16 protein-coding genes are annotated in these 18,796 nt (G+C 64.8%); 9 read left to right on the top strand and 7 right to left on the bottom strand.

Annotation, left to right across the window (positions count from 1 at the left end):
* Positions 1-15: 15 nt before the first annotated feature.
* The 6 genes from motB to EYS42_RS10555 form a co-directional block, all read right to left on the bottom strand.
* Positions 16-957, bottom strand: a complete 942-nt coding sequence (motB, locus tag EYS42_RS10580) for a flagellar motor protein MotB (protein ID WP_130968135.1) — start codon at positions 955-957, stop codon at positions 16-18.
* Between the two features lie 60 nt (positions 958-1,017).
* On the bottom strand, positions 1,018-1,875 hold the full coding sequence (gene motA / locus EYS42_RS10575; protein ID WP_130968134.1) for a flagellar motor stator protein MotA: 858 nt from the start codon (positions 1,873-1,875) through the stop codon (positions 1,018-1,020).
* A gap of 308 nt (positions 1,876-2,183) precedes the next feature.
* Complete coding sequence (gene flhC / locus EYS42_RS10570; protein ID WP_130968133.1) at positions 2,184-2,720, bottom strand: flagellar transcriptional regulator FlhC; 537 nt, start codon at positions 2,718-2,720, stop codon at positions 2,184-2,186.
* A 63-nt stretch (positions 2,721-2,783) separates the two neighbouring features.
* Positions 2,784-3,104 (bottom strand): flagellar transcriptional regulator FlhD, encoded by a 321-nt coding sequence (gene flhD, locus EYS42_RS10565; RefSeq protein ID WP_130968132.1) that lies wholly within the window; start codon positions 3,102-3,104, stop codon positions 2,784-2,786.
* Between the two features lie 281 nt (positions 3,105-3,385).
* Positions 3,386-4,540 carry a fatty acid desaturase family protein gene (locus tag EYS42_RS10560; protein WP_207301150.1) on the bottom strand — a complete coding sequence of 385 codons (1,155 nt, stop codon included), beginning with the start codon at positions 4,538-4,540 and terminating at the stop codon, positions 3,386-3,388.
* A gap of 25 nt (positions 4,541-4,565) precedes the next feature.
* Positions 4,566-5,696, bottom strand: a complete 1,131-nt coding sequence (locus tag EYS42_RS10555) for a ferredoxin reductase (RefSeq protein WP_130968131.1) — start codon at positions 5,694-5,696, stop codon at positions 4,566-4,568.
* Between the two features lie 239 nt (positions 5,697-5,935).
* Between EYS42_RS10555 and EYS42_RS10550 the strand changes: the two genes are divergently transcribed.
* The 9 genes from EYS42_RS10550 to EYS42_RS10510 all read left to right on the top strand — a co-directional run bounded on the left by EYS42_RS10550 (position 5,936) and on the right by EYS42_RS10510 (position 17,290).
* Positions 5,936-6,667, top strand: coding sequence for a transposase (locus EYS42_RS10550; RefSeq protein ID WP_130968130.1), 732 nt, complete (start codon positions 5,936-5,938; stop codon positions 6,665-6,667).
* Positions 6,668-6,911: 244 nt separating this feature from the next.
* Positions 6,912-11,570 (top strand): glutamate synthase-related protein, encoded by a 4,659-nt coding sequence (locus EYS42_RS10545; RefSeq protein ID WP_245503625.1) that lies wholly within the window; start codon positions 6,912-6,914, stop codon positions 11,568-11,570.
* 21 nt (positions 11,571-11,591) lie between these two features.
* Entirely contained in the window at positions 11,592-13,055 is a 1,464-nt protein-coding gene (locus EYS42_RS10540; RefSeq protein ID WP_130968128.1) for a glutamate synthase subunit beta, read from the top strand.
* A 113-nt stretch (positions 13,056-13,168) separates the two neighbouring features.
* On the top strand, positions 13,169-14,011 hold the full coding sequence (locus tag EYS42_RS10535; protein ID WP_130968127.1) for an ABC transporter ATP-binding protein: 843 nt from the start codon (positions 13,169-13,171) through the stop codon (positions 14,009-14,011).
* The gene (gene mlaE, locus EYS42_RS10530) at positions 14,008-14,790 is read left to right on the top strand and encodes a lipid asymmetry maintenance ABC transporter permease subunit MlaE (RefSeq protein WP_130968126.1); all 783 of its coding nucleotides are present in this window, start codon (positions 14,008-14,010) and stop codon (positions 14,788-14,790) included. Before EYS42_RS10535 ends, mlaE begins: the two co-directional genes overlap by 4 nt.
* A gap of 24 nt (positions 14,791-14,814) precedes the next feature.
* Positions 14,815-15,291: an outer membrane lipid asymmetry maintenance protein MlaD gene (mlaD, locus tag EYS42_RS10525; protein ID WP_130968125.1), complete on the top strand. Its 477-nt coding sequence runs from the start codon at positions 14,815-14,817 to the stop codon at positions 15,289-15,291.
* A complete protein-coding gene (locus EYS42_RS10520) occupies positions 15,288-16,220 on the top strand; it encodes an MlaA family lipoprotein (protein ID WP_130968124.1) in 933 nt (310 codons plus the stop codon). The genes mlaD and EYS42_RS10520 overlap by 4 nt, the downstream gene beginning before the upstream one ends.
* 42 nt (positions 16,221-16,262) lie before the next feature.
* On the top strand, positions 16,263-16,958 hold the full coding sequence (locus EYS42_RS10515; RefSeq protein WP_130968123.1) for an MlaC/ttg2D family ABC transporter substrate-binding protein: 696 nt from the start codon (positions 16,263-16,265) through the stop codon (positions 16,956-16,958).
* 41 nt (positions 16,959-16,999) lie between these two features.
* Positions 17,000-17,290, top strand: coding sequence for an STAS domain-containing protein (locus tag EYS42_RS10510; RefSeq protein WP_130968122.1), 291 nt, complete (start codon positions 17,000-17,002; stop codon positions 17,288-17,290).
* A gap of 21 nt (positions 17,291-17,311) precedes the next feature.
* Here EYS42_RS10510 and zwf read toward each other — a convergent pair whose 3' ends face one another.
* Positions 17,312-18,781 (bottom strand): glucose-6-phosphate dehydrogenase, encoded by a 1,470-nt coding sequence (gene zwf, locus EYS42_RS10505; RefSeq protein WP_130968121.1) that lies wholly within the window; start codon positions 18,779-18,781, stop codon positions 17,312-17,314.
* Positions 18,782-18,796: the final 15 nt, after the last annotated feature.

Genomic DNA, 18,796 nt, shown 5'->3' with positions numbered 1-18,796 from the left:
TATCGACGGGCCCCATCAGTTCTTGAGGCTGACTTGTTCAGATTTTTCATCTGACTCTTCTTCTGTGCGGTCCACCGCCTCGGCTTCGGCCGACTGGAACACGCGGTCCTCGGCTTCCCGGTTCATCACGATGATGCTGATGCGTCGGTTCAGAGGGCTCTCGGGATCCTTGCGCTCGTAGAGCATCGATGCCGCCAGACCTTGCACCCGCAGCACCTTGTTGCCATCCAGCCCGCCGGCCATCAGTTCTCGCCGTGAAGCGTTGGCCCGGTCGGCCGAGAGCTCCCAGTTGCTGTAGCCACGGTCGCCAGCGCTGAACGGTTTGGCATCGGTGTGCCCTTCAATGGTCAGCTTGTTGGGCACCTCGGTCAGCACACCGCCAATGGCCCGCAGGATGTCCCGCATGTAGCCCTTGACCAGGGCATCGCCACTGTCGAACATGGGCCGACTCTGGTTGTCGACGATCTGGATGCGCAGGCCTTCGGCCGTCAGGTCCAGCTGGATCTGGTTCTGGTACTGCGCCAGGCGACCGTCATTGGCGATCACCTCCTGCACCTTCTGCTTGAGCACGCGCAGGCGTTCGGCCTCGGCGGCGGCGGCGGCGGCCCGGATGGCCTTCTTGCGCGCTTTCTGCTCGGCGGTTTCGCTCTTGCCCTTCTTGACCTGGCCCACCGATTCGCTCAGGTTGTTGCCCCCGCCCTTGACCAGCGAGGTGGCGTCACCGGCGCCGGTGCCGCCGAAGAAGGCAATCTTCAGCGGGCTGTTGAAATAATCTTCGATGCCCTTCTTGTCGCCTTCGGTGGTCGAGCCCAGCAGCCACATCAGCAGGAAGAAGGCCATCATGGCCGTCACGAAGTCGGCATAGGCGATCTTCCACGCACCCCCGTGAGCGGCATGGCCGCCCTTCTTGATGCGCTTGATGATGATCGGCTGGACCTTTTTCGAATCACCGGCCATGGGGTGTCCTGTGGGGTGTTCTCTGGGGCTGTTCGCTCACTTGAAGGGCGGGCACGGTGATCACTTCTTCTTCACGTGCGCTTCCAGCTCGGCGAAGGTGGGCTTCTCGGTCGAATACAGCACCTTGCGGCCGAACTCGATGGCCACCTGCGGCGCATAGCCCTGCATGGAGGCCAGCAGCACGGTCTTGATCACCTGGAATTCCTTGGTGCCTTCGTCGAGCTTTTGCTCCATCAGGCCACCCAGGGGTTCCACCACGCCGTAGGCCAGCAAAATGCCCAGGAAGGTGCCCACCAGGGCCGAGCCGATCATGCCGCCCAGCACGGCGGGGGGCTGGCCCACCGAGCCCATGGTGTTCACCACGCCCAGCACGGCGGCCACGATGCCGAAGGCGGGCAGGGCGCCGGCCAGGCGGGCCACGGCCGCGCAGGCGCTGTGGCCTTCGTGGTGGTGGGTGTCGATCTCGTTGTCCATGATGGTTTCGATCTCGTGGGCATTGAGGTTGCCCGAGACCATCATGCGCAGGTAGTCGGCAATGAAGTCGACCACGTGGTGGTCGTGGCCCACGGTGGGGTACTTGCCGAACAGGGCCGAGTTGTGCGGGTCTTCCACGTCCTTTTCGATGGACATCAAGCCCTCTTTGCGGATCTTCTGGAGCACCTCGAACATCATGGCCATCAGTTCCATGTAGCGGTCCTTGCTGTACTTCGAGCCCTTGAACAAGGGGCCGAAGTTGGCCAGCACCGCCTTCACGGTCTTGGGCTGGTTGTTCACCAGGAAGGCCCCGATGGCGCCACCGGCAATGGCCATCATTTCGGTGGGCAGGGCCTTGATGATCACCTGCATGTTGCCGCCGTGGATCGCATAGGCGCCAAAGATGCAGCCGAGACAGACGATGTATCCGATCGCTACGAACATGATGCTTCCACCAAAGGGTCACTCACGCCGGAATCTTCGGCCAGGGGCGCTGGGGCTGATGTGGCAAACAGCACGGTGCACCGCAGGCTTTTCACACGACGCAAGCGCGTGCACCGACGAGGGCCGACCCACGCAAAAAAAGCGGGCCCGGTCAGGGCCCGCACAAAGCACATGTCAGTGCCAGGAGGAGACAAGCAAGAACGCTTCGTTGCCGAACCGTCCAACCCTTCTTTCGACCGTTCCTCGGTGCCCTTGACGGGCGACCCGAGCAAGAACGTGATGAAGTGCCGAAAGTCAGGCTGGACCGCTCAGTGAACCTGCAGAGCGCCGGCAGCCTTGCCCTTGCCGGCACGTGCCGGCGGGTTGCACAGGCCGCACACGTAGTGGCGGGAGATTTCGTGGGGGTGGGTGACGTAATGGCCACCGCACTTGGAGCACTTGGTCATGGTCAGCATGCCGTTGTCGATGAATTTGACCAGGCGCCAGGCGCGGGTCACCGACAGCAGGGGCTCCAGGCCTTGTGACTGGGTCTGCTCCAGGTAGAGCTGGTAGGCCTTGATGACGACGTCGATCTCGTCAATCTCGGCAGCCTTGTTGAGGTACTCGTGGATGTTGAGGAACAGCGACGAGTGGATGTTGGGCTGCCAGGTCATGAACCAGTCGGTCGAAAACGGCAGCTGGCCCTTGGAAGGTGACTTGCCGGCCACTTCCTTGTACAGGCGCAGCAGGCGTTCGTAGGACATGTCGGTTTCCGACTCGAGCACCTGCAGGCGGGCACCCAGGTGGATCAGGGTGACGGCCCGTTCGATTTGCTTGGCTTCGGTCAGCAGGCTCTTGGTGCGCATGGTCGGCTCCGGTGGATGTCGGGTTCGGTGGATCGGGTCAGGGCAGGGCGTGGGGTGCCGGGGTCAGGCCGCTTCCTGGTGGCGGCCGGCCATCAGGATGTTGGCGTGCAGGCGGCTGACGCTGTCGCTGCCAGCCTTGCCGTGGTTGGTCAGCAGGGTCCAGACCATGTCGTCGTCGATGCGCATGCGGCACAGCAGGGTGTTGCTGGAGGCAATCCGCATGATCTGGGCCGGCGACAGGCTGCTGACCAGATCGGCCGACTCTTCCGAGATGCCCAGGCGGAACAGGGCCTGCTCGCGGTCGGCGCGGATCAGGCTCTGGGCCAGCATCAGGTAGGACAGGTTGGCTTCACGGATTTCCATCAGGATCTGGTCGGCGTTCATGGCGGGCTCCTAACGAGAATTGGGGGGCGTTCCGGCTTGTGTTTTGCAGCGTGAGAAGTCTTGTTGCTGCATGGGATGAATTCTGGGCAGGCCGGCCGGTTTTCTGAATAGGCAGCACGCTGTAAGGCCCGTCAGGTGCACACCGAAGTTCGTGTCAGAAAAAATCCGACAAATGGCGGTTTGTGCGCGCCAAAACAGGGTGAACACAGGCCAAAAAAAAGCCCGGCAGAGCCGGGCTTGTCTTGCAGGGCGAAAACCGCCTGCGCGATGCTGAAACCGTGTCAGATCTTCTCGGGCAGCACCGAGTCCACCTCGAAGGCCATGGCCTTCTGGGGGCCACCCGGGAAGCTGTAGCGGATCACGCGCTTCATCACGGTGAACAGCTGGGGCATGAAGCGGCCGGTGCTGTAGGGCACGCCGTATTTGGCGCACACGGCGCGCACCTTGGGTGCGACTTCGGCGTAGCGGCTGGCCGGCATGTCGGGGTACAGGTGGTGCTCGACCTGGTGGCTCAGGTTGCCGCTCATCAGGTGCAGCAGGAAACCACCGGTGATGTTGCTCGAACCCAGGATCTGACGCAGGTACCACTGGCCGCGGGTCTCGCCCTCGATCGACCGCTTGTCGAAGGTGTAGACGTCTTCGGTGAAGTGGCCGCAGAAGATGATGGCAGCGGCCCACACGTTGCGCACGATGTTGCCGAAGAAGTTGCCCGCCAGGGTGGCCAGGCCGGCTTCCATCGACATGCCGAAGGGGGCGGCCACCGCGGCGGCCACCAGCGGCCACACGATGTAGTCCTTGCGCACCTGACGCCACATCTTGGCCTTGATCAGGTTCCATTGCGTCTGCATGTCCGACAGCTTCTTCTTGCCGGCAAAGATCTTGTCGGTCTGCAGTTCGTGCACGGCCACGAACCACTCGAAGCCCACCATCAGCAGCAGCATGTAGAAGAACTGCACGGGGTGGTAGAACCAGCGCCAGCTCAGGTCATTGGACATGCGCAGCATGCCGTAACCGAAGTCGCGGTCCTTGCCGATGACGTTGGTGTAGGTGTGGTGCTCGAAGTTGTGGGTGTGGCGCCAGCCCTCGCGCGGGCAGGTGTTGTCCCACTCGAAGGTGTCACCCTGGAAGCGCGGGTCGTTCATGAAGTTGAACTGGCCGTGCATCACGTTGTGGCCCAGCTCCATGTTGTCGATGATCTTGGCGCAGCCCAGCAGGAACACGCCCAGCAGCCAGGTGGGCGGGAACCAGCCGAACATCATCAGGCCACGGCCAGCGGTTTCCAGCAGGCGCGTGGTCCACAGGATCTTCTTGATGTAGCGGGCGTCTTCATCGCCCACCTTGGCCAGCGCCTCCTCGCGGATGGCGTTGAGTTCTTTTTCGAACGCGGCCATTTCTTCCATGCTGCGAGGCCCGACGGTGATGGTCTTGCTGCTCATGATGTGGTTCCGATCGTCAGGGTTTTCAATTCAGGGATTCGAGTTGCACGTCGCTCAGGGCGCTGCTCACGCACAGGCGGATGGTCTGGCCCTGCCCGGCGATGACGTCGCCAGTGGTCAGGTCCTTGACCGCGCCCTGGTTCAGGCGACACGTGCATTCGTGGCAGATGCCCTGGCGGCATCCGTGCTTGATGGCATAGCCGGCCTGCTCACCGGCCACCAGCAGGGTCTCGGTGGTGGGGGCGGCGAAATGGATCTCTTCGGCATGGCGCTGCAGGCTGACCTGGTGGCGCACGTTCGGGTCACCTGAGGGGCGGGCCACGCCAAAGGCTTCCAGCTTGAGGGTGCCGCTGGTGCGGCCATCGGCCCACAGGCGACGGGCCGTGTCCATCAGCGGGGCAGGGCCGCAGCACCAGGCCATGGCCGAGCGCCAGGTGGGCATGGCCCGGTCGAGCACCTCTTCACACAGCGTGGCGCCCGTGGGCGTGCCGGTGCTGGTGTTGACGCTGCTGTCCAGCGGCACATAGTTCAGCTGGGGCCAGCGAAGGGCCATTTCCTGCAGGGCCTGGGCAAAGATGCGGTCCTGGCTGCTGCGCGCGAAGTACAGCAAGGTGATGCGCGCGCTGCTGTTGCTGCGCTCCAGGTGTTGCAGCATCGACATGCAGGGTGTGATGCCCGAGCCGCCGGCGATCAACAGCACCTCGGGCGGGGTGCGCTCGGGCAGCACGAAATCACCGGCGGCCGGCTCGATCTCGATGATGTCGCCCACCTTGAGGTGGTCATGCACATGGTTGGACACGCGGCCGCCCGGCTGGCGCTGCACCGTGATGGCGATGCGCTGGGTGGCGCCGTCGACACTGCGGGGCGAATAGGCGCGGCGGTGGCGCACACCGTTGATGGTCACACCGATCACCACGAACTGCCCGGGCACCAGCCCCTCGAACGCCGCGCCAGCTTGCAGTACCAGGGTGCAGGCCGACGGCGTCTCCTGAACCTTCTGTTCGATGCGGGCGTGCAGACGCGACACCGTCAGCAACGGATTGATGATGCCCAGGGTGTCGTCAACGGCGTGGGCGCTCACCCCCAGATGGCTCAGCAGCGAAGCCACCTTGCGGGTGGCCGAGACGCTGGCAGGGAGGGTTGGCGTGGCGGGCATGATCGTGTGGTCTCCAGACTTCTTCAGGTGCTGTCATCATCAGCCGGGGTGACGGTGTGGGCCTGACCTTGGTCAATCCGGACGCATCGCAGCGCATCAAATGAGGACAGTTGTAAATTTAATGGTCCCACCTTGGAGGGGGCATCGGGGCTCACCCTGCTAAATTCAGGGTTCCCCCCCGAACAAGGGGCATGCGACAAGCATTGGACTGGTCATTTGCTGACACGATTTGCCCCCTCATGGCCCGATTGCCGCGTCTCGACTGTCCGTCCCAACCCCACCTGATCGTTCAGCGGGTGGTCGCGGGCGCGCACCTGCTGGCCACGCCAGACGATGCAGCCGATTTCCGCACGGCCCTGCTCGATGCTTCTCGCGAGTGCCGGGTGGCGGTTCATGCCTATGTGGTGCTGCCCGATCACTTCCATGTGCTGGCGACCCCCAACGGCCCGGGCGACCTGGGGCGTTTCATGCAGGCGCTGGGGCGGCGCTTTGTGGTGCGCCACAACCACCGGCATGGCCGAAGCGGCAGCTTGTGGGCCGGGCGATTCCGCGCCACGGTACTGGAGCCGGCCCGTTATTTGCTTGATGCGATGGCCTTCATCGAGGGGCATGCCTGGCGCCTGGGGCTGGTGCCTGATCCGCTGGCCGAAGGGCCCCAGGTGCTTTCCAGTCTGGGGCAGCACCTGAACCGGCGCACCGACCCGGTGGTGACCGACCATGCGGCCTTCTGGGCCCTGGGCAACACCCCGTTCGAGCGCGAAGCCATCTGGCGCGATCGCTTGCAGCAGGGCGTGCCCGTCGCGGTGGTTCAGGCGCTGGTGAGGGCCAGCAGCAAGGGCTGGGCGCTGGGCAGCGAGGCCTTCCTGGCCGAACTTGAGCGCCGAAGTGCCCAGGTTGGCCAGACACCGCGCCGCCTGGCGCCCGCACGTCGGGGGCGCCCTCGCAAAGCCGAATCCGACCCGGTTGGTTGATCTGTCCCTTATTTATTGTCCGAGTATGATGCTCGGAATTAAAAATGGGGTCAGACCCCTTGAAATAAGGCTTGAGGGGTGGGGGATCCCGCGGTATCCTCCGGCATCCGCATTTGTCGTTTCATTCCTTCACTGGAGCGCCCCCATGACCCAGGCGAACAAGGGAACCTCGTTCCCCACCGCCGCAGATGGCCACCTGGTCACTGCCACCGCACAAGAAATCCAGGCCGCAGCCGAGCACGGCATGTACGTCAACGCCGAGCATGACGCTTGCGGCGTGGGCTTCGTGGCCCACATCAAGGGTCTGAAGGCGCACAGCATCGTTCAGCAAGGCCTGAAGATCCTGGAAAACATCGACCACCGTGGTGCTGTGGGCGCTGACCCGCTGATGGGTGACGGTGCCGGTCTGCTGATCCAGATCCCCGACGAGTTCTACCGTGCCGAAATGGCCAAGCAGGGTGTCGAGCTGCCTCCGCCCGGCGAATACGGCGTCGGCATGATCTTCCTGCCCAAGGAAAGCGCTTCGCGTCAGGCTTGCGAGCAAGAACTCGAGCGCGCCATCAAGGCCGAAGGCCAGGTGCTGCTGGGCTGGCGTGACGTGCCGGTCGATGCCGACATGCCCATGTCGCCCCTGGTGCGCGAAAAAGAGCCCGTCATCCGTCAGGTCTTCGTGGGCCGCGGCCCCGACATCCTGGTGCCCGATGCCCTGGAGCGCAAGCTGTACGTCATCCGCAAGACGGCTTCCAGCAAGATCCAGAGCCTGAACCTGACCCATGGCAGCGAGTACTACGTGCCCAGCATGTCGTGCCGCACCATCATCTACAAGGGCTTGCTGCTGGCCGACCAGGTGGGCAAGTACTACAACGACCTGCGTGACGAGCGCGTGGTGTCGGCCCTGGCCCTGGTGCACCAGCGCTTCTCGACCAACACCTTCCCCGAGTGGCCGCTGGCTCACCCGTACCGCATGGTGGCCCACAACGGTGAAATCAACACCGTCAAGGGCAACTTCAACTGGATGCGCGCCCGCGAAGGCGTGATGAAGTCGCCCGTGCTGGGTGATGACCTCAAGAAGCTGTACCCCATCAGCCTGGACGGACAGTCCGACACCGCCACCTTCGACAACGCGCTCGAACTGCTGGTGATGGCCGGTTACCCCCTGGCCCAGGCCGCCATGATGATGATCCCGGAAGCCTGGGAACAGCACAACACCATGGACGAGCGCCGCCGCGCCTTCTATGAGTACCACGCCGCCATGATGGAGCCGTGGGACGGCCCTGCCGCCATGGTGTTCACCGACGGTCGCCAGATCGGCGCCACGCTGGACCGCAACGGCCTGCGTCCCGCCCGCTTCCTGATCACCGACGACGACGTGATCGTGCTGGCTTCGGAATCGGGCGTGCTGCCCATCCCCGAGAACAAGATCGTCAAGAAGTGGCGTCTGCAGCCCGGCAAGATGCTGCTGATCGACTTCGAGCAAGGTCGCATCATCGAAGACGAAGAGCTCAAGGCCCAGTACGCTTCGGCCAAGCCCTATCGCCAGTGGATCGAGAACGTCCGCATCAAGCTGGACACCATCGACGCCAAGGGCGCAGCCGGTGAGTTCGGCGAATCGCTGCTGGACCGCCAGCAGGCCTTCGGCTTCACCCAGGAAGACATCAAGTTCCTGATGGCCCCGATGGCGCAGAACGGCGAAGAAGCCACCGGTTCCATGGGCAACGACTCGCCCCTGGCCGTTCTGTCGGACAAGAACAAGCCGCTGTACAACTACTTCAAGCAGTTGTTCGCCCAGGTCACGAACCCGCCCATCGACCCCATCCGCGAAGCCGTGGTGATGTCGCTGGTGTCGTTCGTGGGCCCCAAGCCCAACCTGCTCGACATCAACGCGGTGAACCCGCCGATGCGCCTCGAAGTGTCCCAGCCCGTGCTGGACTTCGACGACATGGCCCGCCTGCGCAACATCGAGAAGCACACCGGCGGCAAGTTCAAGCCCTATGAGGTGGACATCACCTACCCGGCCGCCTGGGGCCACGAAGGTGTGGAAGCCCGCCTGGCCTCGCTGTGTGCCGAAGCCGTGGAAGCCATCGAGAGCGGCCACAACATCCTGATCATCACCGATCGCAAGATGGACCGCGCCAACATCGCCATCCCGGCGCTGCTGGCCCTGTCGGCCATCCACCAGCACCTGGTCCGCAAGGGCCTGCGCACCTCGGCCGGTCTGGTCGTGGAAACCGGCACCGCCCGCGAAGTGCACCACTTCGCCGTGCTGGCCGGTTATGGCGCCGAAGCCGTGCACCCCTACCTGGCCATGGAAACCCTGGCTGGCATGGCCAAGGATCTGCCGGGCGACCTGTCGGCCGACAAGGCCATCTACAACTACATCAAGGCCATCGGCAAGGGTCTCTCGAAGATCATGTCGAAGATGGGCATCAGCACGTACATGTCGTACTGCGGCGCCCAGATCTTCGAAGCCATCGGCCTGAACAAGGAACTGGTCGACAAGTACTTCCGTGGCACCCCCACGCAAGTGGGCGGCATCGGCGTGTTCGAAGTGGCTGAAGAAGCCATCCGCAACCACACCGCCGCATTCGGCACCGACCCCGTGCTGGCCAACGCCCTGGACGCCGGCGGCGAATACGCCTGGCGCACCCGCGGTGAAGAGCACATGTGGACGCCGGACGCCATCGCCAAGCTGCAGCACAGCACGCGCTCGGGCCAGTTCGACACCTACAAGGAATACGCCCGCATCATCAACGACCAGTCGCGTCGTCACCTGACCCTGCGCGGCCTGTTCGAGTTCAAGGTCGACCCCGCCAAGGCCATCCCGGTCGAGGAAGTCGAACCCGCTTCGGAAATCGTCAAGCGTTTCGCCACCGGCGCCATGTCGCTGGGCTCGATCTCCACCGAAGCCCACAGCACCCTGGCCCTGGCCATGAACCGCATCGGCGGCAAGTCGAACACCGGTGAAGGCGGCGAAGACGAGAACCGCTATCGCAACGAACTCAAGGGCATTCCCATCAAGGCCGGCACCAAGGTGTCGGACGTGGTCGGCGCTTCGCGCATCGAGGCCGACTACGAGATGAAGGAAGGCGACAGCCTGCGCTCGAAGATCAAGCAGGTGGCCTCGGGTCGCTTCGGTGTGACCACCGAGTACCTGGTGTCGGCCGACCAGATCCAGATCAAGATGGCCCAGGGCGCCAAGCCCGGTGAAGGCGGTCAGCTGCCTGGCGGCAAGGTGTCCGACTACATCGGCAAGCTGCGTCACTCGGTGCCGGGCGTGGGTCTGATCTCGCCGCCTCCGCACCACGACATCTACTCGATCGAAGACCTGGCTCAGCTGATCCACGACCTCAAGAACGTCAACCCCAAGGCCGACATCTCGGTCAAGCTGGTGTCGGAAGTCGGCGTCGGTACCGTGGCCGCTGGTGTGGCCAAGGCCAAGGCCGACCACATCGTGATCGCCGGCCACGACGGTGGCACCGGTGCTTCGCCCTGGTCGTCCATCAAGCACTGCGGCACGCCGTGGGAACTCGGCCTGGCCGAAACCCAGCAGACCCTGGTGCTGAACCGCCTGCGGGGCCGTGTGCGCGTGCAGACCGACGGTCAGATCAAGACCGGCCGTGACGTGGTCGTGGGCGCCCTGCTGGGTGCCGACGAATTCGGCTTCGCCACCGCACCGCTGGTGGTCGAGGGCTGCATCATGATGCGCAAGTGCCACCTGAACACCTGCCCGGTGGGCGTGGCCACGCAAGATCCGGTGCTGCGCAAGAAGTTCTCCGGCAAGCCCGAACATGTCGTGAACTACTTCTTCTTCGTCGCCGAAGAAGCACGTCAGATCATGGCCCAGCTGGGCATCAAGAAGTTCGACGACCTGATCGGTCGCGCCGACCTGCTCGACACCAAGAAGGGTGTGGAGCACTGGAAGGCCAAGGGCCTGGACTTCAGCCGCGTGTTCGCGCTGCCCCCGGTGCCCGCCGACGTGCCCCGCCTGCACACCAGCACGCAAGACCACGGCCTGGACAAGGCCCTGGACGTTCGCCTCATCGAGAAGGCCCAACCCGCCATCCAGCGTGGCGAGAAGGTGCAGTTCATGGAAGAGGCTCGCAACGTCAACCGCACCGTGGGTGCCATGCTGTCGGGTGAGCTGATCAAGCACCACCCCGATGGTCTGCCTGACCAATCCATCTTCATCCAGATGGAAGGCACGGGCGGCCAATCGTTCGGCGCCTTCCTGGCCCAGGGCATCACGCTGTACCTGATCGGTGAAGCCAACGACTACACCGGCAAGGGCCTGTCGGGTGGCCGCATTGTGGTGCGTCCGAGCATCGAGTTCCGTGGCAACGCCACCGACAACATCATCGTGGGCAACACCGTGCTGTACGGTGCCACCGAAGGCGAAGCCTTCTTCCGCGGTGTGGGTGGCGAGCGCTTCGGCGTGCGCCTGTCGGGTGCCACCGCTGTGGTGGAAGGCACCGGCGACCACGGTTGCGAATACATGACCGGCGGCACCGTGGTGGTGCTGGGCAAGACCGGCCGCAACTTCGCTGCCGGCATGTCGGGTGGCGTGGCCTACGTCTATGACGAAGACGGCCAGTTCGCCAAGCGTGTGAACACCGCGCAGGTGTCGCTGGAGAAGGTGCTGTCGGCGGCCGAGCAGGCCGACGCCGGCATCCCGATGCACAAGGGTCAGGCCGATGAGGCCCTGCTGAAGAAGCTGATCGAGGATCACCACCGCTGGACCGGCTCGCTCCGTGCCCGCGAGATCCTGGACAACTGGGCCACCGCCCAGGGCAAGTTCCTGAAGGTCTTCCCGCACGAGTACCGTCGTGCCCTGACCGAGATGGGTGCCAAGCAAGAAGCCACGGCCGCTGTTGCCAAGGCCAAGTCCACCAAGGCCAAGGCCTGATCAGCGTGTTAGGAGTTTGAAATGGGAAAAGTCACTGGCTTTCTGGAATTTGAGCGCCTGGAAGAGGGCTACGAGCCCGTCGAAAAGCGCGTCAAGAACTACAAAGAGTTCGTCATCGGCTTGACGCCCGAGCAGGCCAAGCAACAAGGTGCGCGCTGCATGGACTGCGGCACGCCCTTCTGCAACAACGGCTGCCCGGTCAACAACATCATCCCGGACTTCAATGACCTGGTGTACCAGCAAGACTGGAAGCAGGCCATCGAAGTTCTGCACAGCACGAACAACTTCCCCGACTTCACCGGCCGTGTCTGCCCGGCACCCTGTGAAGCCGCCTGCGTGCTGAACATCAACAACGACCCGATCGGCATCAAGTCGATCGAGCACGCCATCGTCGACCGCGCCTGGGCCGAAGGCTGGATCAAGCCCCAGCCCGCTGCCGTCAAGACCGGCAAGAAGGTCGCCGTCGTGGGCTCCGGCCCCGCCGGCATGGCCGCGGCCCAGCAGCTGGCCCGCGTCGGCCACGACGTGACCGTGTTCGAGAAGAACGACACCATCGGTGGTCTGCTGCGTTTCGGCATCCCCGACTTCAAGTTCGACAAGGGCCACATCGACAAGCGCGTCAAGCAGATGGAAGCCGAAGGCGTGGTCTTCAAGACCAACACCATCGTCGGCGACATGCCTGCAGGCTCGAAGGTCACCAACTGGGCCAAGGACACCGTCAGCCCCGAGCAGCTCAAGAAGGATTTCGACGCCGTGATCCTGACCGGTGGTGCCGAGCAGTCGCGTGACCTGCCCGTGCCCGGCCGCGACCTGGCTGGCATCCACTTCGCCATGGAGTTCCTGCCCATGCAGAACCGCGTGAACGCGGGCGGCAAGGTCAAGGACCAGATCATGGCCACTGGCAAGGACGTGATCGTGATCGGCGGTGGCGACACCGGCTCCGACTGCGTGGGCACCTCCAACCGCCACGGCGCCAAGAGCGTGGTGCAGTTCGAACTGATGCCCCAGCCGCCGGAAGAGGAAAACAAGGAGCTGACCTGGCCCTACTGGCCGATCAAGATGCGCACCTCGTCGAGCCACGAAGAAGGTTGCGCCCGGGAGTTCGCCATTGCCACCAAGGAATTCTTCGGTGAAAACGGCAAGGTCACTGGCCTGAAGACCGTGCACGTCGAGTTCAAGGATGGCAAGTTCAGCGAAATCGCTGGCACCGAGAAGACCTACAAGGCCGACCTGGTGCTGCTGGCCATGGGCTTCACCAACCCCGTGAACACCCTGCTGGAAGGCTTCGGTGTCGAGAAGGACGCTCGCGGCAATGCCAAGGCGTCGACCGACATCGGCGGCTACAAGACCAACGTGGCCGGCGTGTTCGCCGCCGGTGACGTGCGCCGTGGCCAGTCGCTGGTGGTGTGGGCCATCCGCGAAGGCCGTCAGGCCGCCCGCGAGGTCGATCAGTTCCTGATGGGCTCGACCACGCTGCCGCGCTGATCCCTGCGCGCTTTCCCTCAGGCTGTGGTGGGCGCCCGTCGGGGTGCCTGCAGCCTGATGGTGAATCACCTATCATTGAGTGGCCGGTTCCTACCGGCCATTCTTTTTTTCAGATGGCCCAGTTCAAGCTGCCCGACACCGTCCTGCCTTCCCGACTGCCCGAAGCCTTCATTGAGCTGCGGGGGGTGACTTGCGGCTATGGCGACCGCGTCATCCTGGAAGACATCGACCTGGTGGTGCCACGTGGCAAGGTGGTGGCCCTGATGGGCACCTCCGGCGGTGGCAAGACCACGGTGTTGCGCCTGATCGGGCGACAGATCAAGGCCATGAAGGGCCAGGTGCTCTTCGACGGGCAGGACATGGCCACCCTCGAAGGCAACCGCCTGATGGCTGCTCGCCGTCGCATGGGCATGCTGTTCCAGCTGGGCGCGCTGTTCACCGACCTGTCGGTGTTCGAGAACGTGGCCTTTCCGCTGCGCGAGCACACCGATCTGCCCGAGGCCCTGATCCGTGATCTGGTGCTGATGAAGCTCAATGCCGTGGGCCTGCGTGGCTCGCGTGACCTGCTGCCCAGCCAGATTTCAGGCGGCATGGCACGTCGCGTGGCCCTGGCCCGCGCCATGGCGCTCGATCCCGAACTGATGCTGTACGACGAGCCCTTCGCCGGGCTTGACCCCATCTCGATGGGCGTGGCGGCGCGCCTGATCCGCGACCTGAACGACGCCATGGGCCTGACCAGCATCGTGGTGTCGCACGATGTTGACGAAACTTTTCTCATTGCCGACCACGTGGTGCTGCTGGCCAACCGTCGCATCGTGGCGCAGGGCTCGCCGGTCGAGCTGCGCGCCAGCGACGATCCGCTGGTGCGGCAGTTCGTGCATGCTCGCCCCGATGGCCCCGTGCAGTTCCACCAGCCGGCCGCTGACCTGGCCCATGACTTCGGGGTGAACCGATGAGTGCCTGGCACCCCGCCAACCTGGGTCTGGCCGTGCGCCAGAAAACCGCCGACATCGGCTACGCATCGCGCCTGCTGCTGCGCCTGCTGGGCATGTTGCCCAGCACCTTGCGTCGCGGCCGCCTGCTGGCCGACCAGATCCACTTCCTGGGCAATCATTCGCTGGCCATCATCACGGTGTCGGGCCTGTTCGTGGGTTTCGTGCTGGGCCTGCAGGGCTACTACATCCTGCAGCGTTACGGCGCCAGCGAGTCCTTGGGCCTGATGGTCACCTTGTCGCTGGTGCGAGAACTCGGCCCCGTGGTGGCGGCCCTGCTGTTTGCCGGCCGCGCGGGCACCTCGCTCACGGCCGAGATCGGCCTGATGAAGGCGGGTGAGCAGCTGGCCGCCATGGAAATGATGGCCGTCGACCCGATCCGCCGTGTGCTGGCCCCGCGTTTCTGGGCCGGTGTGATCGCCATGCCGCTGCTGGCCGCCGTGTTCTCGGCTGTGGGCGTGCTGGGTGGCTGGGTCGTCGGCGTCATGCTGATCGGGGTTGATGCCGGCGCCTTCTGGTCACAGATGCAGAACGGTGTCGATGTGTTCACCGATGTGGGCAACGGCCTGGTCAAGAGCCTGGTGTTCGGCATCACGGTGGCCTTCATTGCCCTGCTGCAAGGTTTCGAGTGCCAGCCCACGCCCGAAGGCGTCTCGCGCGCCACCACCCGCACCGTGGTCATGGCCTCTCTGGCCGTGCTGGGTCTGGATTTCGTCTTGACGGCGATGATGTTCTCCATCTGAAGAACGCATCGCCCGGAGCACCACATGCAACGTTCAAAAATTGATGTCTGGGTGGGCCTGTTCGTGCTGATCGGCGCGGCCGCCATCCTGTTCCTGGCCCTCAAGGCCGGCAACCTGCTGAGCCTGTCGTTTTCGCCCACCTACAGCGTGGTGGCCAACTTCGACAACATTGGCGGCCTCAAGCCCCAGGCCGCGGTCAAGAGCGCCGGTGTGGTGGTGGGCCGTGTCAAGGCCATCACCTTCGATGCCAAGACCTTCCAGGCCCGCGTCGAGATCACGCTGAACCAGGGCGTCGAGTTCCCGAAAGACACCTCGGCCAAGATCCTGACGGCCGGCCTGCTGGGCGAGCAGTACATCGGTCTGGAGCCTGGCTACGAAACGCTGAACCTGGCCCAGGGCGACACCATCAAGCAGACCCAGTCGGCTGTGGTGCTGGAAAACCTGATCAGCCAGTTCCTGTACAGCAAGGCCGCCGATGGCGACAGCGGAGACAAGAAATGAGTGTGGCACCTTCCGTGCGCTCGGTGCGCACTGCCGCAGCCCTCGGCACGCTGGCCTTGCTGACCGCCTGCGCGACGCCCCAGAACCGGGACCCCATGGAGGCCTTCAACCGCAAGGTGTTCGGCTTCAACGAGGCAGTGGACACGGCCGTGGTGGCCCCGGTGGCCCGCGGGTATGTGGCGGTCACGCCCCAGCCGGTGCAGACCGGTGTCACCAACTTCCTGAACAACCTGAAGGATGTGTGGGCCACCGTGAACCTGTTCCTGCAAGGGCGGGTGGGCGAGGGCGCGCAGAACATCCTGCGCGTGGCCATCAACTCCACCCTGGGGGTGGCGGGCCTGGTCGATGTGGCCACCGAGCTGCAGCTGGACCGCAAGGACGAAGATTTCGGCCAGACCCTGGGCACCTGGGGCGTGCCCTCGGGCGCTTACGTGGTGCTGCCCTTCCTGGGCCCTTCCACGGTGCGCGACACCGCTGCCTTGCCGCTGGACCTGTACGCCGGCCCCACCCAGGCCTTCAGCGAAGTGAGGGACATCAATGTGGTGCGTGGCCTGAACATCATCGATGTGCGGGCCCGCCTGCTGGGCGCTTCCGACCTGCTGGGTGACGTGGCCCTGGACAAGTACACCTTCATCCGCGATGCCTTCCTGCAACGCCGTCGCAGCCAGGTCTACAACGGCGACGTGCCCGAAGAGGCCTATGATGACGAGCCTCAGGCTTGGTGGCAGCCCACCTTGCCCGCAGAGGGCGTCAGCTGGTCGCTGCCCACCGGCAGCACCCTGAACACCGCCCGGCCCACCCTGGGCTGGCTGCCCACCCACCAGACTGCCTCGCTGGTGGCGGTGCCCGTGAACGAGCAGGCCCCGCAGATGTCGGGCCCCACACCGGAAGAGATGGCCGGTCTGCGAGAAAGCCTCGACGTGCGTTAAGACATCAGGCGGGGCCGTTTTCCCCGCCGACCGGAGTTGAAGATGAGCCAAGCTGAGACCAAGAACCGCTTCCTGACCCTGTCGGCCACCGTGGCCCTGACCCTGGGCGCTTTGTGCCTGGCCCCCGTGGGCGTGGCCCAGGCCCAGCAGGCGGCTCCGGCCGCCGTGGCTGCCGAGGTGAAGGCAGCTGCCTCCGCCGACAACTTCATCAAGGCCCTGACCGGTGAGGTCATGGCGGCGGTCAAGGCCGACAAGAGCCTGCAAGGCGGTGACATCCGCAAGGTGGTGGCCCTGGTCGATGCCAAGATCCTGCCCTCCGTGAACTTCCAGCGCATGACCGCTTCGGCCGTCGGCAAGAACTGGCGTCAGGCCACGCCCGAGCAGCAAAAGCGTCTGCAGGAAGAGTTCAAGAGCCTGCTGATCTACACCTACGCCGGTGCCGTGCAGCAGGTGCGCGACCAGCAGGTCGAGGTCAAGCCCAGCCGTGGCCGCCCGGAAGACTCCGACCAGGTGGTGCGCACGCTGGTCAAGGGCAAGGGTGACCCGATCCAGCTCGACTACCGCGTCGAAAAAGCCGGCGACGGCTGGAAGATCTACGACGTGAACGTGATGGGCGCCTGGCTGGTGCAGACCTACCAGAGCAGCTTCGCGCAGGAAGTGTCGGCCTCGGGCATTGACGGCCTGATCGCCAAGCTGGCCGAGCGCAACAAGCAGCTGGCCAACCGCAAGCCGGCCTGATCGGCCTGATCGAATTCAGCGCTGCCCACAGCCCCTGAGCCATGTTGCTGCTGCCCGCCACCCTGACCCACGCCGAGGTGCGTGACACCCTGCGCCTGTTCCAGCAGACCCTGGAGCAGGCCAGCAAATCGCACGGCGATGACGCGGTCATGCTCACGGTCGATGGCTCGGCCCTGCAGCAGTTCGATTCGAGCGCGCTGGCTGTGTTGCTGGAGTGCCAGCGCATGGCCAAGGCCCGAGGGCGCGCGTTCGCCGTCAAGGCCATGCCGCCCAAGCTGATGGCCCTGGCGGGCCTGTACGGCATCGACGGGCTGCTGACCCCGGCGGTGTGAGAGCACCCAGGGGCCTGACGCTCAGGCCTCTTCAGCCCACGCGAAACCGTCGCGCGCCACCAGGGCGCTGGCCGCCGGCGGGCCCCAGGTGCCGGCCGTGTAGGTGCGCAGGGTGGTGTGGTCACGCTGCCAGGCGTCGAGCACGGGTTCCACCCAGCGCCAGGCCTGCTCCTGCTCGTCCGAGCGCACGAACAGGTTCAGTCGCCCGGCCAGGGCGTCGAGCAGCAGGCGCTCGTAGCCGCCCACCCGTTCGGTGCCGAAGGTCTTGTCGAAATCCAGGTCCAGCGACACCGGCGCCAGCACTTCCTGGCCGCTGGGGTGGAACACGCCGTTCACCGAGCCCCGCGCCGCCATCAGGTGCAACTGCAGGCCGTCGTCGGGCTGCAGCTTGATCACCAGCTTGTTGGGCTGACCGCTGCCCGGGAAGATGGGGTGGGGCGTGGGGCGGAAGTTCACCACGATTTCTGAATGGCGCTGCGCCAGGCGCTTGCCGGTGCGCAGGTAGAAGGGCACGCCCGCCCAGCGCCAGTTCTGCACCTCGCATTTCAGGGCCACGAAGGTTTCGGTGCGGCTGTCGGCCGGTACCTTGTCTTCGTCCAGGTAGCCCTTGACCACCTCGCCGGCCAGGGTGCCGCCCCGGTACTGGGCGCGCACCACGTCGCGCGCCACGCTGGCCAGATCGAAAGGCTTGAGCGAGCGCAGCACCTTGAGCTTTTCGTCGCGGATGGCGTCGGCATCGGCGCTGGAGGGCGGCTCCATGGCCATCATGGTCAGCAGCTGCAAGGCGTGGTTCTGCACCATGTCGCGCAGGGCGCCGGTGCGGTCGTAGAAGTCACCGCGGGTGCCCACGCCCAGGCTCTCGGCCAGCGTGATCTGGATGTTGGCGATGCTCTCGCGGCGCCACAAGGGCTCGAACAGCACGTTGCCAAAACGCAGGGCCATCAGGTTCTGCACCGAGGGCTTGCCCAGGTAATGGTCGATGCGCAGGGCCTGCCGCTCGGTGAACACCGAGCTCACCACCCGGTTGATGGCCTGCGCGCTGGCCAGGTCATGGCCCAGGGGCTTTTCCAGCACCACGCGCACGCGCTCGTGGTTCAGGCCGGCGGCGCCCAGCTGCTCGCAGATCACGGGGAACAGGTGGGGGCTGGTGGCCAGGTACATGACCACGGTGTCGGCCTGGCGCTGGTTCAGCCAGGCCTGCAGGCGCTGGTAATCGGCCGGCTGAGACAGGTCCATGCGCAGGTAGCCGATGGCCTGAGAGAAGCGGGCGAACTCTTCGGCGTCGCTGGGGCGCTTGGCCGTGTTGGCCTCTTGAAGCCTGTGCTGCAGCCAGGATCGATAGGCCTTGTCGTCGCGGTCGTCGCGGGCCACGGCCAGGATGCGGCCGTCGGGGGGCAAGGTGCCATGGCGCCAGGCCTGGAACAGCGCGGGCATCAGCTTGCGCCAGGTCAGGTCGCCGGTGCCACCGAAGAAGACGAGGTCAAAGGCCATGGGGTTCACTCTATC

Source organism: Aquabacterium lacunae, from assembly GCF_004310865.1.
GTDB classification, from domain to species: domain Bacteria; phylum Pseudomonadota; class Gammaproteobacteria; order Burkholderiales; family Burkholderiaceae_C; genus Aquabacterium; species Aquabacterium lacunae.
The sequence above is the reverse complement of the archived record's forward strand: the minus strand, read 5'-3'. Positions and strand labels throughout refer to the sequence as shown.

Bases quoted from the DNA above. Each gene is read 5' to 3' on its own strand.
- EYS42_RS10510 (WP_130968122.1), top strand. From the start codon at position 17,000: ATGTTGCTGCTGCCCGCCACCCTGACCCACGCCGAGGTGCGTGACACC.
- EYS42_RS10515 (WP_130968123.1), top strand. From the start codon at position 16,263: ATGAGCCAAGCTGAGACCAAGAACCGCTTCCTGACCCTGTCGGCCACC.
- EYS42_RS10550 (WP_130968130.1), top strand. From the start codon at position 5,936: ATGGCCCGATTGCCGCGTCTCGACTGTCCGTCCCAACCCCACCTGATC.
- EYS42_RS10540 (WP_130968128.1), top strand. From the start codon at position 11,592: ATGGGAAAAGTCACTGGCTTTCTGGAATTTGAGCGCCTGGAAGAGGGC.
- flhD (WP_130968132.1), bottom strand. From the start codon at position 3,104: ATGAACGCCGACCAGATCCTGATGGAAATCCGTGAAGCCAACCTGTCC.
- EYS42_RS10535 (WP_130968127.1), top strand. From the start codon at position 13,169: ATGGCCCAGTTCAAGCTGCCCGACACCGTCCTGCCTTCCCGACTGCCC.
- EYS42_RS10520 (WP_130968124.1), top strand. From the start codon at position 15,288: ATGAGTGTGGCACCTTCCGTGCGCTCGGTGCGCACTGCCGCAGCCCTC.
- mlaE (WP_130968126.1), top strand. From the start codon at position 14,008: ATGAGTGCCTGGCACCCCGCCAACCTGGGTCTGGCCGTGCGCCAGAAA.
- EYS42_RS10555 (WP_130968131.1), bottom strand. From the start codon at position 5,696: ATGCCCGCCACGCCAACCCTCCCTGCCAGCGTCTCGGCCACCCGCAAG.
- mlaD (WP_130968125.1), top strand. From the start codon at position 14,815: ATGCAACGTTCAAAAATTGATGTCTGGGTGGGCCTGTTCGTGCTGATC.
- motB (WP_130968135.1), bottom strand. From the start codon at position 957: ATGGCCGGTGATTCGAAAAAGGTCCAGCCGATCATCATCAAGCGCATC.
- flhC (WP_130968133.1), bottom strand. From the start codon at position 2,720: ATGCGCACCAAGAGCCTGCTGACCGAAGCCAAGCAAATCGAACGGGCC.
- motA (WP_130968134.1), bottom strand. From the start codon at position 1,875: ATGTTCGTAGCGATCGGATACATCGTCTGTCTCGGCTGCATCTTTGGC.
- EYS42_RS10545 (WP_245503625.1), top strand. From the start codon at position 6,912: ATGTACGTCAACGCCGAGCATGACGCTTGCGGCGTGGGCTTCGTGGCC.
- zwf (WP_130968121.1), bottom strand. From the start codon at position 18,781: ATGGCCTTTGACCTCGTCTTCTTCGGTGGCACCGGCGACCTGACCTGG.
- EYS42_RS10560 (WP_207301150.1), bottom strand. From the start codon at position 4,540: ATGAGCAGCAAGACCATCACCGTCGGGCCTCGCAGCATGGAAGAAATG.